This is a genomic window from Pontibacter oryzae (assembly GCF_003576375.1).
Lineage (GTDB): Bacteria > Bacteroidota > Bacteroidia > Cytophagales > Hymenobacteraceae > Pontibacter > Pontibacter oryzae.
Genome location: NZ_QWGE01000002.1, coordinates 619,954 through 635,715 on the forward strand (window position 1 = coordinate 619,954; position 15,762 = coordinate 635,715).

Here is a 15,762-nt window from a genome sequence, read left to right on the forward strand (position 1 = left end):
TGTGCTAAATTTGGGGGAAACTGATTAGGTACAGCAACTCGTGTTTTGATAAGCAAAGTACAATGTATTGTTTTTGTAAGCCGGGAGGCTCACAAATTTTGACTTACTACTCGCCGGACTGTTTTGTATATGTTGCAAACCCATGCATAAAATTTTGCCGCAAAGGTATATCATTCTCCCGGACAAAAACCATAAAGCACACAGATGAATTTTTTGGAAGTGTTATTACAGGCTATCAACCTGGTCAACTATTCTATCATCCGTAATCATGCAGCAATCCTGATTCTGTATAATTAACTGGACAACAAGTAGATGCATAAGATTAATTGATTGATAACTTCTACAAAACCTGCAGTTTACAAGAAATGGCAACCTTGCAAGCGAAATAGCGTTTTAAACCGGAACTTAACTTTAAGCTTTAAAAGAATGAGACAAATTTCAGCTATCTTCTCTCTACCTTTACTAGGAAACAGAGTTGGCCTACTTATAAAGAGCATGTTAGCACCAGATACTATCGTGATTGATCTATCTGAAGAGGATTACCAGCAGTACTTATAACCAAGAATTAAGGTAAACAACTAAGGTGCCTTTATTAAGTGGCCTTAGATGCTTGCACAAGTTCGTTTAGAGCCAATTCATAGGTATATCCACGTTAATTCTATCGCTTAAATAACAAATACTTTAGGATACGAAAAAGTACAGCCCTTTGCATCATTGCTTTTGATCAGCCTAGTGTAGCACAGCATAAACACCTACTTTATCTTATAAGACCTATCTTCTACTTCAAACGACAGTGTGCACACCTGCTTCGATGGCGTGAACACCATTTTGGCAGCGTTCTCCGAATACTCATTAGGTAGCACAAGGATATGCTTTTGAATGACTGTGATCGGCCCCATATTAACTCATTGATGTAGCCATTAATGCACTTTGCTAGTGGCCCTAAATTTTGTAGTTGCGTAAGTTAAAACAAGTAATGCATATTTAAGGCCCACATATTTTAGTAAACTTTTGGTTAAGTATAAAATATGTAGCTTTGTAGTATTACATACTGTAGAAAATTATAAACATATACTTAACAGCACGCTAGCGTGCACAACTACGCACTATGGATTTAAAAGAAAAGATCAGCTACATCATTGGCCGCGACATGGCAACTAACCTGAAGAAGCAAGGCATTGAGGTGGAGGCAGACTCTTTTATGAAAGGACTTAAGGACATACAGTCAGGCACTGAGTCAAGCTTAACGCAGCAAGAAGTTCAGGAAGCTATGATGGCTTTGCAGCAGGAAATGGCGCAGAAACAAAATGCAGCCGGAAGCGCTAACCAACAGGCAGGTGAGGCATTTTTAGCTGAGAACAAGAACAAAGAAGGTGTACAGACACTTCCTAGCGGCCTCCAGTACATCGTTCTGCAGGAAGGCAACGGTAAATCACCGTCTGCAAACGATACTGTTACCACGCATTATCATGGCACACTAATCGATGGTACCACCTTCGATTCATCGTATGAGCGCGGCCAGCCTGCCACCTTCCCGGTGAATGGCGTGATTGCTGGCTGGACAGAAGCCTTGCAAATGATGAAGGAAGGCGCTAAATGGAGACTTTTCGTACCAGCCAACCTGGCTTATGGTGCACAAGGTGCTGGCGACGTTATCGGACCAAATTCAACACTTATTTTTGATGTTGAGCTTTTGCAGGTAAAGTAAAAGTTAAGCAATTAAAGAAAAGGCCTGTGTCAAACATAACACAGGCCTTTTTTGTATCGTTGCTTTAGCCTACGCGGGTGGATGCAGCTAGCTTAAAATCATGCATTTGGTTTAACCACCGCTGTGCCTCCTCTTGATAAAGAAAGTGCTGTAAAATCAAGAAGCTGTTATCATGTATAAACTCATCCCCATTAAGCCCTCCCACTAGGGCATGGAATTGTGTTACCGGAAGTACAACTGCTACAAATAAATCTCTATCAATCCTTCGGAGTATCTCCGGGAAAACTTCCTTGAACACCCATTGCTGATCTTCTTTTGAAATTGGATGCCTTTTATGTATATCTAAGAGCCATTTTTGAGGCTTATAATCCATCAGTGCTTCCCTGATTAAATTATAGCCATTTCTAAGCTCCTTAGAACTCGTCTTCCCCGACCAGTTTACTAGCAAGGTTTTATAAGAGGCGCAGTACTCAATTTTTAAATATGCAGCTGAATACAGTTCGACAGCCGCTTGCTGCTGCTGTGATGAAATTCCGGCTTCATAAATTACTTCATTCATAAACATTGGTTTTGAAGCGCTAATGACTCAATCAATGTAACGTCACTTAGTTAATAACGTCAGGAGCATAACATACTTGCCCCAACGTTAATATAATTTTCGCATGGCAAAATTGCTCTATATAAATATCAAAAACAAATATATAGAATATATAATTTAATAAATTGAACAATTCATTAAATTATGCAACTACCAATCTATCATCATGATGATACTAAAAGCTGGTGATTATACCAATAAATCAAGTTAAGCGAACAAAAGCATCAAAGAGCCGTTCATTAAACATCTGACCAACATCAAAAAATTAGAACCCTTGTATGGCAAACAACTCAAATGAAGGTAGGAAGTTTTTAGACAGCGTCCATCAGTATTTCGACCATGCCGCCAGCTATTCTAGGCTAAGCTCTGGAATTATTGCACAGATTCGTGCCCCAAACAGTGTATATAAGGTTTCCTTTCCGGTAGAGATAGATGGCACCGTGGAAGTCTTTGAAGGCATACGAGTGCAGCATAGCCATCATAAACTACCCTCCAAAGGCGGCATCCGTTTTAGCATGCAAGTTGATGAGGACGAAGTGAAAGCTCTTGCCTCGCTGATGACATTTAAATGCGCCGTTGTGGATGTGCCTTTTGGCGGCGCCAAAGGCGGTGTGAAGATTAACCCTCGAACCAGTTCTGTTAAAACGCTGGAGAAAGTAACCCGTCGCTATGCAGCAGAGCTAATTAAGAAAAACCTTATCGGGCCAGGCATGGATGTGCCGGCACCTGACTATGGCACAGGCAGCCGCGAAATGGCCTGGATTGCTGATACGTATCAGGCCTTAAAGTATGGTGAGACCAATGCTTTAGGGTGTGTTACAGGCAAGCCTGTTGGGCAAGGCGGTATCCGTGGAAGAGCCGAAGCCACAGGATTAGGCATATACTTCGGACTACGGGAAGCACTGAGTGACGGTGACTTGCTTAAGGATAAGCACATGGATGGCAACACCATGGAGGGAAAGCGCATTATAGTTCAGGGATTGGGCAATGTAGGCTACCACGCAGCTTATTTTTGCCAACAAGATGGTGCAGTAATTACAGGCATAGCAGAACGCGAAGGCGGTATTTTTAACCCGAATGGCATTGACGTTAAAGAGGCCTTTAAACACCGAAGCGAGAATGGGTCTATTCTAAACTTTAAAGACTGCAAGAACTTCGACAGTTCCGAAGAGATGTTGGAGATGGAATGCGATATTCTTTTGCCTGCTGCACTTGAGAATGTGATTCATAAAGGTAACGCAGCAAACATAAAGGCAAAAATTGTTGCTGAAGGTGCAAATGGTCCTGTAACCAGAGAAGCTGAGGAGATATTACTCCGAAACGGCATAATCATACTCCCAGACCTATACTTAAACGCAGGCGGAGTTACCGTTTCATACTTTGAATGGCTCAAGAACCTTTCTAATGTTAGATTTGGCCGAATGGGTAAGCGTGCTGAAGAAGCAAGTTACAGACGCCTAGTTAACGCCATCGAAACAAGTTCGGGCAAATCAATGTCTACACAGGAGCGTGCATTTCTTACACAAGGCTCTGACGAGATAAGCCTAGTTCGCTCCGGCCTCGAGGATACGATGATCAACGCTTACCATGAAATACGCGACGTGATGCTAGAGAAGAACATTCCGGACTTGCGCACAGCGGCTTTCTTGACAGCTATTGAGAAAATCGGGGTGAGTTACGAGTCTTTAGGCATTTTCCCATGATCTGCCTTCACTAGTTACAGAGAATTTAAAGGTCAGAGCCTGGCATTGCAACCAGCAGGTTCTGGCCTTTTTTCATTTCCTTTAGCCAAAGTTCCGCCTCTTGCCGGTTGGTGAAATAATTAAAATGTATAAAACGCTGGACTGGCAAAGCTGACGGCACTTTGTAATTGGAAACAATTGCTTTAAAGTGATCTTCTGAGAAAACAACGGCTGCCCAAATATCTTCCGTTATAATGTGCTGCACCTTAGGATAAAACTCCTGCACCAGCCATCCTTCCTGCTGGGCATCAAAAGCACCAATCAGAATCTGATCTGTGTAAAAAAGCCTGATACAGGGTTGGGTTTCTACAAAGTATAAAGCAGAAAGATAGGCCGCTTTAAACTCTGCCATACAAGGTTTTTGTATCCAGGTTATCTGCAACAGGTTAGCTGGCCTGTTGAAATATATACTCACCTTACTCGTTTTAAATAGTACCATTAAGCTCCGTTAACTGGCTAACTACAAGCTGAAAGTTACATAGCTATATTTTAATTTACAAATAGACGCGCTTGTGAAAGCATTACTGTATCTCGTTCATTTTTAGCTTACTAATTAGGTTACACTTCGTAAGGGCTCTATAAACATTAATAACTATGAACAAAAGTAACTTGGTAGCTGCTTCGCTGGTATTGGGTGTGAGTCTCATCATCTGTACTTTATTCTTTACCCTATCTTTAAGAGCCAGGGACAAAGCAAATCAAACAATTAACGTAACTGGGTCTGCTAAGCGAGACATAGTTTCTGACCTGGGTGTATTGCGCAGCAATATACAAGCTAATGGCCCCACCGCTGAAGCAGCTTATAAGCAATTACTGGCGCAGCGCCCGCAAGTTCTCAGCTATTTAAAGTCGAAGGGGTTTACCGAATCAAGTATAGAATTTAGCCCGATCAACCTAAACCCTATCTACGAGATCACTGATAAAGGCTATAGTAGCAATCGTATTTTGGAGTATACTGCCAATCAACTAATTGAGGTTAAAGCAAAGGATGTCATAAAGATTAAGAGTGTGTCGCTGGATATGATTTCACTGGTGAACCAGGGTGTGAATATTACCGTGATGCCCCCAGAGTATTATTATACAGGCCTGGCAGACCTTAAAATAGAAATTCAGGCAGATGCAGCTAAAGATGCTTTGAACAGAGCCAACAAAATTGCGGAAGCCACCGGCAGCGACTTAGGCTCTATCACAACCGCACGCATGGGAGTAATACAGATCACGCCCGTTAACTCTAACATGATTTCAGATTATGGAATAAACGATGTCTCCTCTATCGAAAAGGAGATCACAGCTGTTGTGAGCGCATCGTTTAGGTTAGATTGATAGCAAGCTTTTCAAAGCAAAAGGGCGACAGAATCTGCCGCCCTTTTGCTTTGAGTAAATACTTTGGGATATTAGCTATTGCTGATAGCCAACCACGTGTTGTAAATTTTATCCTGCTCTGGCGTCGGGTTTTCAACGCGAACAAACTGGTAGCGAACGCTAGTGTCTTTAACCATTTTGATAGCGAGTGTCTGTAGTTTCCCATCTCTTGATATCAGGACTTGCGCAGTATCTCCAACGTTCAGGTTTGCAATGAAACGATCCAGGTCATCGCCTACGCGCCACCCGTTTATGGCCAGAACCTCATCACTTACATTCAAACCGCCATCCCAGGCGCTGCTTCCGCGGTTCACGCCACGCACCATTAACTTACCATCAGATAAATACGTGCTAGCACCCCAGTTTATTGCATTGCTGCCTTCATTGGCATTAACAAGTTTAAGGCCGGCTGCATCGTAGAATTTGTTATAGTCCGGAGATTGCGTGCCGTTCACGTAATCACGGAAGAAGGCATCCATGCTTCGCCCAGAAATCGACTCTATAGCTTCTTTGATTTCTGATTCTCTAAAGCCACGGCCCATTTTTTTGTAATATCGTTGGTACATATAACGCATAACATCATCCAGGTTCTTCTCCCCTTTTGTAGCCTCCATAATTTCCATGTTAAGCAAGCTACCTAATACCCCACCTTTGGTATAGTATGATACTTCTGCGTTGTTAGAGTTTTCGTTTCGGCGATAATATTTAATCCAGGCATCGAAACTCGCTTCTGCCACTGGCTGAATTTTATTTCCAGGCGTATTTTCAACAGAGTTTATACTTCCGGCAACGGTGCCCAAGTATGCCTCCGGAGATCTGAATCCGGCTCTGCGTACTATAAGGTCATCATAATAGCTTGTTATACCTTCAGAGACCCAAAGCAAGCGCGTATAGTTTTCGTTATTATAATCGAAAGGGCCAAGGGCTTCAGGGCGAAGGCGCTTTACGTTCCAAAGGTGGAAATATTCATGCGCCACCAAACCTAAGAAGCCATTATAAGCGCTTTCGGAGCCATAGTTCCAACGTGAGGTTTGCAAGGTTGTAGAGTTAAGATGCTCTAAGCCGCCGCCGCCGCGCTGCAGGTTGTGAACGATGAAAACGTAACGGTCTACAGGAAGCTCTCCCATTACCTTTATGGCTTCCTCAGTAATTTTCTGCATGTCAGCCATCAGGCGCGTCGCATCATAATTGCCTTCGCCATACATTGCTACCTCATGAGGAACGCCAGCAGCCGTGAACGTGTAAACTTCGTGGTTGCCAATCTCTAGCGGCGAATCAGCTAGAATATCATAGTTAGGAAAAGTATAGGTGAATTTTCCAGTACTGTTTAAGCCAGTAGACACTTTGCTCCAGCCCGAATAAGGCTTTACAATGAGTGTGCCCTTCTGATCTTGGTAGCCTTCCGGGTACATAAAAATGCTAGTCCCGTTAACATAACCATGCGATGCGTCCAGATAGCTTGTTCTAACGCTCAGCTCATAAGCATACACATCATAGCTAGCTTTAACAACATCGGTTCTGTCGCTGTATACGCGCCAAGTATTTTTATCAATCTTTTCGGCACGGAGCGCTTTACCTTCCTTGTCAGTTGCTTTAAAGCTTTCGACATTTTTGGCAAATTCCCGCACCAGGTATGAGCCCGGTGCCCAAACAGGCAGCGTAAAATCTACATATTTTTTCTTAGCCCCGCTCAACTCTGCCTCAACTTTAAAATAGTGAGTGTGTGGTTCAGGCATCGAAAGCGTATACTTAAGTTCAGCAGCCAATGAGGCGACTGAGTTTCCCAGTGTCAGGAAAAGAACTATTAGAAGTGAAAGTTTAAATTGATGTGGTTTGAGCATGTTAACGTTAGAGATTAGTGAGTAATGCTTTGGCATTTTACAACAAAAACCGTGCTTTTCAAAATCCCTATATAGCTGTTGGCTGTTATAACATACTTAGGAGGCCTTATGGATTGCTTGAGTAACCAACCAATTCTCTGCATCTGTTGCCACACAAAAAGTATTCAAAAGTATGAACGAGTTGTAACTATGCAGGCCATCCTTACCTGAATCGTTTAACAGCTCACGGTAACACTCTTCAGACAATACCATTGCCACGTAGTTTTCGCTCCCCAAGCTCATCATAAGCCTGGGAAAGAGGTAATTACCCAGCCATACTTGCTCCTTTTCGTTAAGCTTTCCAATTTGGCTGAAGTCGAATACCCATTGTTTTACAACGAATGCCTCTGCATAGCGCAGTGCGGCCAATACACCCTCCCTAAATTCCACCACATTCAAATCTGTATTACATTTCAGAGTAAGAATGCTATGGGCATTGTTATAGTTTACTTCAAAAGTGCCTGCTTTATACAACTTCATTAAATCCTCACTTAAGATGCCGGGCAAAAATATACATTATCAAACACTAAATGTAATTTTTTAAAAAAACCTTTCTTTTATATCCTTGAATATGGCAAACGGCCCTGTTTACGTAGCAAGAATGCTTTTACTGCTAGTTAATTTTTTACCTTTTTAAAATAGAATAGACACCCCATAAGTCTAAGTTTTCACGATAAAATACTTGAGAGACTTGTTCTGGCATGAAATTTTCATACTTATAGTTTTACTAAACACAAGGCAACTATGAAAAAGAACTTGATTTTAATTATCACACCTGTCGTCATATTGGCTCTGCTAGTTCTGTTTGCACCTCAGTTCCTGAACAATACTGTGCGTGCAGAGAAACCAACGACCGAATTTTCTAGGCAGGAGCCAATAACTCCAGAAACTCAACCTAATGTACCTTTGCAAAACTCTAAAGCTGAGCAGCTTATTTCTTATGCAATGAGCCTTAAAGGAACACCGTACATTTATGCGGGTATGAGCCCCGATGGATTTGACTGCTCTGGATTTACCGCACATGTCTTTGATGCCTATGGAATTGATATTCCCCATTCTTCTCGCATGCAGGCTGATGAGGGGTTAAATGTTAGTCGCGAAGAGGCTCAGCCGGGTGATCTTGTAATTTTTACAGGCACAAATGCAGCTGTGCGTGAGCCTGGCCACGTAGGAATCGTAATCTCGGAGCCAGGAGACACGATTGCCTTTGTTCATTCTTCATCGAACGGTGGCGTAAAGGTAAGCAAGGTTGAAGGTACGCGCTACAATGAGCGTTTCTTAGAAATTCGTCGTGTACTCTAAGCAAAGCATAACTGATTGCTTATTTTTCGTACACAAAACCATAGCGTGCATTACGGCTATCCAACGTTTAACTCTTAGCTATGGTCCATCCCTATATTATAAATACGTTTAATGCCCTTATACTTATTATTGTCGGGCTTGTTGGTTACTTCACGCAGCCAACGAGCCCGATCATAGCCCTTTCGTTGGGTTTTTTAGGCATTTTGCTTCTGGCGTGTTCTTACCATCTCCACAAACACAACCGATTCGTTTTTCACACGGTAACGGCACTAACATTGTTAACTGGCGCACTTATAATCTGGCAGATTGATCCAGAAACTTTCACTTGGAATTTGAGAAACGCACTATTTCTGATTTCAGGCGTGAGTTGCTTAGTGGCTGTTGGGGTTTATGTTGGCACATTTATACAGGAACGCAGAACGCGGGATAACTCAATTTATAAGGAGGATTTATAGGGCGGGTAGCAAAAAAGAAACACCTGATGTAGCCCGTCAGATTACACCAGGTGTTTCAGGAATCCCTCAACTTCTTAGTAAGCGGCGCTCTGTTATTCAGTTTACCATCTTGTAAGAAGACCAGAGGTAACATCGCTATCTGCGCAAGCAGTAGCTAGTACTGCTTACTAAGCCAGATCACCTTTAGAGTGAACATTATTACCTAGGCTTACTAAGACGACCGATGGATTAGACATAGCACCTCCTTTCTCTTTAGTCCGACATAAACCATGAGCCTGAATCTGGTAGATTATTTGTACCAAAAAGATGCCCAAAGCCCGTGGCACTCGCCACTCACTGTTGTATAAAGTTAAAACTTGGCTCAAAAGTTCACATTTTTTTTGTGTTTTATTTTGCAGAAATAAGTATTTCCGGCACTATTAATGCTAAGTTAATGAGTGTTAAACCGTTACACAATTCGCCTTACCAAGGTAAATTTCGTGGCTTTTGTAAATTTGTAGACACAGCTTCACTATTGAATTAAAATTTAAATTAAAATGTACTTTCATTTTCTGAGCGCTGCCTCATCAGATGAATTATTTTACTTATATTTCGTTAATAACTCACAACTAATTAAACAATCTAATGAAAAAGCACCTTCTAACCCTGCTTGTGCTCATGCTTTTCTCAACCTGCGCATGGGCTCAAAAGCTGTCTCCGCTAGGCGTCTGGACTAATGAAGACGGAAAAGCAAAATTTGAGATTTACCAGTGCGGCGATAAGCTTTGCGGTAAAATTGTATCGCTTAAAGAGCCAAACCGAAACGGCAAGGCTAAGCTCGATGATAACAACCCTGAAAAAAACCAACGCATGCGCCCACTCATGGGTATGGTTTTTATGAAAGGTTTTGAGTATGAAGGCGGTAACAAATGGGACGAAGGCACAATCTATGACCCGGAAAGCGGCAAAACTTACTCCTGCTACATGAAAATGCTTGGCAAAGATAAAATGGAGGTGAAAGGGTATATTGGTATCTCGCTGATTGGCCGTGCCCAGACTTGGACACGCGTGAACTAGCATAACATAAAATACAGAGCAAAGAAAAAGGGTTGGTAAGGCACCAACCCTTTTTTATTAACCCTTTACAAGGTTATTAACTGCCATTTAAGGATTTTTGTTTTGATAATTTGCTTAGCAAACCAAGATTCTAAAAAACCTGCAACACCTTATACGTTTTGTCTCTGAATGTAAACTCCTCTCCCGCTGTTTTGCCAGCCATCGCCTTGTACAACGGCGACATGCCGGATATGGCAAAGTAAGACTCTCCTTCAACTTTTAGCTCTCCTATACTAATCCCAATATAGTAATTCTGGAAATCAGTATGAACAACCGCGCCTAACGAAACATCACGGTTAAGCTTTGTGGCATTAATACGGCGTAGCACACTTTGCGTGGTAATAAGCTCATCAAGCTGGCGCGCATACATGTCTCGTTGGATCTGGCAGTTCTCCCTGAATGATTCAAACTTATCTTCCATGGCTCCCTGGTGGTCGTTGGCGCTTGCCTGCGCTTCGTCCATGGCATCTTTGGCAGCTTTTATCTGCGCGCTTAAAAGGCGGGAACACTCCTGAAGCAACCGTTTTTTAGTTTCGAGCTCTTGTGTAATCATTTCCATATATTCTCAGCGTTAGCACCAGCTTTTGTTATTATAGCCAGCAGATCATAGCCTGCATATAAACACGCAACTGGTAATGTTACGTTTGTTTTACCTAATTTTAAAGTTTGAAAGGGTAATATTAGCTCATCCCTTGGCAAAGAATAAACTATTTAGGGTATACCATGTTTAATGGATAAATTATCAGATGCCATTTAACGATTTTTTTTTCCGATTGTTGGGATTGAAAGACAATATGCCCACTTGTACCAGGCTTGAACGCACCCATAAGTTCAAGGCGGCATATCGTGCATGGGTAGATAAACAAGTATATCTTAACTGGACTGAACCGTTTTTTAAAGCCTACCACTTCCAAAAAGCTGGTATGGCCAGCACTCTTCGGGTGCAGTTAATTAAGGACGAGAACCTGAGTGGCGCTGTGTTTTTCTATGACCCTAGTATTGGGGCGCAGAACTTCGGTTTCTTATTTGACCTACTGAAAGATCGTGTGCAGAACTTAGGCTATACGTTGCATAGCTGTGACAAACTGGAAGTGAGGCATGAGCGCTACACAGAGCAGATAGAAAAGCATTTGCTGACACCCCCCGCCTCAGACCTTCCTGGGAGCAGCCTTTGCAACCAAATGTATGGCAATGTTTTGCTAGACTATGTCTTAATTAATAAGCAACCTGGGTTTATCAAGTTTATCGCAAATACATACCAAGACTCGTATTTCTCCCCTCCTCTTACTTTTGATGAGCTGTTAAAGAAGGTGCTTCGGCCTGATGACAACCAGCTATGAGAAGAATATATACTTTAATATATAATTAGTATCTCTATAGTATAAACTTCTGGTATTTTGTTTCAATTTATCTGAATTTAAGGTAGATTTAGATCCCTGAGAACAAATACTTAACTTACTAAATTACGCCTATGCTGCAGCGTTTACTTTGTCTGTTTTTCCTGCTGTCAATATCTTTTGTTGCCCGCGCCACGCATATTGTAGGAGGCGAGTTCGAGATGCAGCATGTGCAAGATTATAATTACCGACTGCAGCTTAACCTCTATTTTGATGCGGTAAACGGAAGCCCAGCCGCTTTGGATCAAACAATTACTGTTACAATTTTCGAGAAAGGCAGCAACAGGTTGGTTCGTACGGAGCTCATGCGTATAAAAGAGCAGTCATTTGTGCCCTATACCAATATCGATTGCACGGTAGGCCAGCTTAGCACCAAGAAAATTGTTTATTACGAAACGATATACTTGCCGCCTGCCACTTTCAGTAACCCACAAGGCTATTATGTAACCTGGGAGCGCTGCTGCCGAAATGGCACAATCAATAACATTGTGAGGCCCCAGGACGCTGCCCAAACCTTTTACATGGAGTTTCCGGCAGTCGTTAAAAACGGGGAGCCTTTTATCAATTCATCTCCTATACTTTTTCCTCCTTTAAGTGATTACGCCTGCGTAAACGAGCAGTTTTACTTCGATTTCAACGGCTCAGACCCAGACGGCGACTCCATTGTGTATGATATGGTGACTCCACTCAATGGGTATACCACGACTTCGATGCCAATTTATACTACTCAACCGCGCCCCGCACCATACCCTGAGATCTCTTGGGTTGCTGGCTACAGCACAAACGCACAGGTTCAGGGTAACCCTGCCATTAACATCAATGCAGAAACGGGGCAGCTAACCATGCGCCCTTCCTCTAAAGGTTTATTTGTTTTTGGTATTCGTGCGCAGGAGTATAGAAAGGGTATAAAAATAGGTGAAATAAGACGCGATTTTCAAGTATTGGTGCTCGATTGCCCAAGAAACCAAACTCCTAAAGTACTGGCTAAGGAAACAAATAAGAAAGAGTTTTACCAGGAAGGTCAAGTACTCAAGATCAACTCAACAGATGCCAACCGCTGCCTTAACGTACTTTTCACTGACCCGGACCGTAGCGAATACGTGGAGCTCCGTGCCAGGCCCGTTAACTTTTCGCGCCGAGACTATACTTTCCAAGGCTTAACCAAAGGCACGATTAACCAAGGTGCCTCTTCTGACACACTTAAAGCCACACTTTGCTTTGATGAGTGCTTCGATACGGAAGGGAAAGTATATTTAATGGACCTGATCGTAAAAGATGACGGCTGTAGCTTACCGCGTCAGGATACTGTTCGCGTGAGCTTTATCATTGAGCCTACGCCTGATGCTCCTCCTGCTCTCTCGCTGTCTACTGCTAAACGGGTTTTTGAGGTGCAACAAGGCGATAAGCTAAACTTTGACGTTCTAGGTGTTGACCCAGATCAGGATGTACTGTCGTTAACGGCAGAGGCCAGGAACTTTACGATGGCTTCGCAACAGATTAGTTTTGCTAATAAGAGCGGTGCAGGGCAAGTCTCCTCGCCTTTTTCCTGGGATATAACCTGCGAAACACTTAAACAAGAATCTTATACTATCGATTTTGTGCTTAAAACCTTGGTCTGTAACAAAGAGGTTGTGCGCAGGGAAACAATTGAGGTTAAAACTATCTCTACTAACAATGTCCCGACGATAAGCTCAGACCAAACAGCGCCAGTAATTGAACTGATGATTGGCCAGCCCTTCACTGCAAGCATACTAGGAAAAGATGTTGACCTTGATGCACTCGCTTTAACAGCCACCGGCGAAGGGTTTGACCTGAATGCTTATGGCATGGCTTTTTCCAGCACGGGCGGAAAAGGAGTGGCAAACGGCAATTTCAGTTTTACACCAAGCTGCGCAGCCATCCAGAAAGGGAATTTAAAAGTGAAGTTTGTACTGAAAGAAGAAGCCTGCTCTTCGTCTCCTGACCAGGAACTCGTGATGGAGTTCATTATCAAAGACCCGAACAATGCGCCTGCACTTACTTCTGATCAGAGCATAACTTCCATTAGCCTAAAATTGAATGAAGCGTTTGAAGCAAACCTCGATGGCTTGGACATAGATAAAAACATCCTGATAATGACTGCCGAGGGCGATGGATTTAACCTGGCCGATTATGGAATGACCTTTACATCAGCGGGAGGCGTTGGCCAGGCAGTAGGTAAATTTAACTGGGTGGCTACTTGCCTGGGCTCTGAAAACACTGTGCTGCGCGTTAATTTTTTGCTGAGTGAAGATGCCTGCAACCCAAAGCCCCAAAAGCTGACAATGGAGTTTACGGTTGTTGCGCCCAAGATTTCTGACTATGTTCCGTCAAACATATTTACACCGAACGGCGATGGCAAAAATGACTTTTTTGAAGTGCCAGGCTTGCCTTCAGATTTCTGTTCAGCCACTTTCACTAGCGTCCGAATATTTAACCGTTGGGGCCGTGAAGTATACCGCAGCACAGATAACAATTTCCGCTGGGATGGCAAGGACGTGAATGATGGTGTATACTTTTACGTGATTGATTATGCTACCAGTTCGTATAAAGGAAGCGTGACGCTTGTGAGGTAAGCTATAAGTATAACGTAACAGAAAGCCCGCCTAAGTATGAGTTACTGAGGCGGGCTTTGTTTTATATATCAAAGAGAAACTAAGCTATAAACAGAAATACAACATAGAGCGCCATCCAAAGAAAATCCATGAAGTGCCAATAGCTATTGAGCATAGCCAGTTGCAGATGGCGGAACGGATCGCGGATAAAAATGAGGCTGCGCACGCCATCGCTTTTCACATAGATGGTTTTAAAAACCATAAAAGACAGAAAAATAATACCACCGGCCAGGTGCAGCATGTGCAGCGCTGAAATAAGGTATAGATAAGTACCAGACGCTTTTCCGGAAAAATGTATACCCGTTCTGGACATCTCATTCCAGCCGATTAGCTGCGCAACAATAAAAAGCAAACCCAAGCCGAGGGTAAAGCCAAGGTAGCGGGCCATTTTCTTTAGCTTTTCCTGCTTATAAAGCCTTGGAACTTTAGAAATGGTATAGCTGCTGAAAAGTAATAGAATAGTGCTTATGCTGAAGAATTTAGGTAGCTCGAAGTTTTGTGATGGAAAGCCGCCCGTCCGGATGAAAGCCACAATCAGAATAAAAAACAAAACCCCAATCCCAATCATGCTCAGGTATAAAAGCATTTTGATTGGGTGCATTTTCTCGATCCTCCTAAAGGCTGAGCGTTGCCTAGAATCTACTTGGTTTTTTTTATCCTGGTTCATTCGCTACACGTTATCAGAGGCTGAGAAATTTGCCGTAGGTCTTTGAGGGCATTATGTGTGTTTAACCTCTGTATACTACATTTATACCTTCACTACCATCTTATAGTTTTCTAATTGCGGAGTTAATTTTAAGCAACTACACTGCTTCAATATACAACAAACATAGGCTAGCTTTGTTGCATTCAAATATTCAGACCAGGCAAAGACCGTGAGCACCACCCTCACCTCAAAACCTGCGTTAGTATAAGTATAGTTTAAGAAACAATACTTTATGAAAAATAAGCTACCCATAGTATACCCTATGTTAGTACTATTGCTGTGTATAGGCACATTTAACAGCTTTGCACAACAAGGGCCAGCCGCATATACAGGCAGTAACCGCATTATAATTGCCTTAGAGGGGCCAACCTCAATGTATGAGTTTATGTCGCGGCAGATGATCGTACGCCATAACAAAGCAACCCAAAAGTTAGAGTGTGTTATTCCAGTATCAACGTTGATACCTTTAAACGATACAATTCCGGCTGATATGGCCTTCGAAGTGCTTTTCGGGGCAAAGTATCCCCAATTGTATCTCAACATCGATGCACCTTTACAAATAATAAGTTCAGGAAATTTAACGCCAGAGACAGTAAAGCGCATCATTTCTATTGGTTTACAAGGCGTAAATAATGAATCGGCCATACCTGTGGCCTTTACCACCGAGAATAATGCGTTATACTTTTCTACTAACTTTGAGATAATGCTTGATAATTTCCAGGCATCCCTACCCGTCAAGTACCTGCCATACTTAACAGGCCGCATGCAAGTTTCTATAGACCGGGCTCGCTGGGTTAGCAGAGATATGCGCTAATTTACCGTTAGCGAGCGCTTGCTGTTGGTAAAGTAATTGTAAATGCTACTTTTGTTTTCACAAAACTTGT

Annotated in this window: 14 protein-coding genes; 8 read left to right on the forward strand and 6 right to left on the reverse strand. The window is 42.6% G+C overall.

All coding sequences use genetic code 11. The features are described 5' to 3' along the window. Positions 1–1,108: 1,108 nt before the first annotated feature. On the forward strand, positions 1,109–1,708 hold the full coding sequence (locus D1627_RS07520) for an FKBP-type peptidyl-prolyl cis-trans isomerase (protein ID WP_119431599.1): 600 nt from the start codon (positions 1,109–1,111) through the stop codon (positions 1,706–1,708). A gap of 64 nt (positions 1,709–1,772) precedes the next feature. Here D1627_RS07520 and D1627_RS07525 read toward each other — a convergent pair whose 3' ends face one another. Beyond that, positions 1,773–2,267, reverse strand: a complete 495-nt coding sequence (locus D1627_RS07525) for a hypothetical protein (RefSeq protein WP_147383243.1) — start codon at positions 2,265–2,267, stop codon at positions 1,773–1,775. Between the two features lie 317 nt (positions 2,268–2,584). Here D1627_RS07525 and D1627_RS07530 point away from each other — a divergent pair, with 317 nt between their 5' ends. Beyond that, positions 2,585–4,009, forward strand: coding sequence for a Glu/Leu/Phe/Val family dehydrogenase (locus tag D1627_RS07530; protein WP_119431601.1), 1,425 nt, complete (start codon positions 2,585–2,587; stop codon positions 4,007–4,009). A 25-nt stretch (positions 4,010–4,034) separates the two neighbouring features. Here D1627_RS07530 and D1627_RS07535 read toward each other — a convergent pair whose 3' ends face one another. After that, positions 4,035–4,400 (reverse strand): hypothetical protein, encoded by a 366-nt coding sequence (locus D1627_RS07535; protein WP_147383245.1) that lies wholly within the window; start codon positions 4,398–4,400, stop codon positions 4,035–4,037. 242 nt (positions 4,401–4,642) lie between these two features. On the opposite strand from D1627_RS07535, the gene D1627_RS07540 reads away from it, so the two are divergent. Beyond that, entirely contained in the window at positions 4,643–5,371 is a 729-nt protein-coding gene (locus D1627_RS07540) for an SIMPL domain-containing protein (protein ID WP_119431603.1), read from the forward strand. 71 nt (positions 5,372–5,442) lie between these two features. Here D1627_RS07540 and D1627_RS07545 read toward each other — a convergent pair whose 3' ends face one another. Together D1627_RS07545 and D1627_RS07550 are read right to left on the reverse strand one after the other, a co-directional pair. Next, on the reverse strand, positions 5,443–7,287 hold the full coding sequence (locus D1627_RS07545; RefSeq protein WP_317125200.1) for a M61 family metallopeptidase: 1,845 nt from the start codon (positions 7,285–7,287) through the stop codon (positions 5,443–5,445). 60 nt (positions 7,288–7,347) lie between these two features. Further along, entirely contained in the window at positions 7,348–7,770 is a 423-nt protein-coding gene (locus tag D1627_RS07550) for a hypothetical protein (RefSeq protein WP_119431605.1), read from the reverse strand. A 264-nt stretch (positions 7,771–8,034) separates the two neighbouring features. On the opposite strand from D1627_RS07550, the gene D1627_RS07555 reads away from it, so the two are divergent. Next, the gene (locus tag D1627_RS07555; protein ID WP_119431606.1) at positions 8,035–8,592 is read left to right on the forward strand and encodes a C40 family peptidase; all 558 of its coding nucleotides are present in this window, start codon (positions 8,035–8,037) and stop codon (positions 8,590–8,592) included. Between the two features lie 1,079 nt (positions 8,593–9,671). Next, on the forward strand, positions 9,672–10,103 hold the full coding sequence (locus tag D1627_RS07565; RefSeq protein ID WP_233555547.1) for a DUF2147 domain-containing protein: 432 nt from the start codon (positions 9,672–9,674) through the stop codon (positions 10,101–10,103). Between the two features lie 130 nt (positions 10,104–10,233). Here D1627_RS07565 and D1627_RS07570 read toward each other — a convergent pair whose 3' ends face one another. After that, positions 10,234–10,701 carry a hypothetical protein gene (locus tag D1627_RS07570; protein WP_119431608.1) on the reverse strand — a complete coding sequence of 156 codons (468 nt, stop codon included), beginning with the start codon at positions 10,699–10,701 and terminating at the stop codon, positions 10,234–10,236. Positions 10,702–11,065: 364 nt separating this feature from the next. Between D1627_RS07570 and D1627_RS07575 the strand changes: the two genes are divergently transcribed. Together D1627_RS07575 and D1627_RS07580 are read left to right on the forward strand one after the other, a co-directional pair. Further along, entirely contained in the window at positions 11,066–11,482 is a 417-nt protein-coding gene (locus D1627_RS07575; RefSeq protein WP_147383247.1) for a hypothetical protein, read from the forward strand. A 131-nt stretch (positions 11,483–11,613) separates the two neighbouring features. Next, positions 11,614–14,133, forward strand: a complete 2,520-nt coding sequence (locus D1627_RS07580; protein ID WP_119431610.1) for a gliding motility-associated C-terminal domain-containing protein — start codon at positions 11,614–11,616, stop codon at positions 14,131–14,133. Positions 14,134–14,212: 79 nt separating this feature from the next. Here the strand turns inward: D1627_RS07580 and D1627_RS07585 are convergent, their stop codons facing one another. Then, a complete protein-coding gene (locus tag D1627_RS07585) occupies positions 14,213–14,839 on the reverse strand; it encodes a cytochrome c oxidase subunit 3 (protein WP_119431611.1) in 627 nt (208 codons plus the stop codon). Between the two features lie 301 nt (positions 14,840–15,140). On the opposite strand from D1627_RS07585, the gene D1627_RS07590 reads away from it, so the two are divergent. Beyond that, complete coding sequence (locus D1627_RS07590) at positions 15,141–15,692, forward strand: hypothetical protein (protein ID WP_147383249.1); 552 nt, start codon at positions 15,141–15,143, stop codon at positions 15,690–15,692. Positions 15,693–15,762 lie beyond the last annotated feature (70 nt).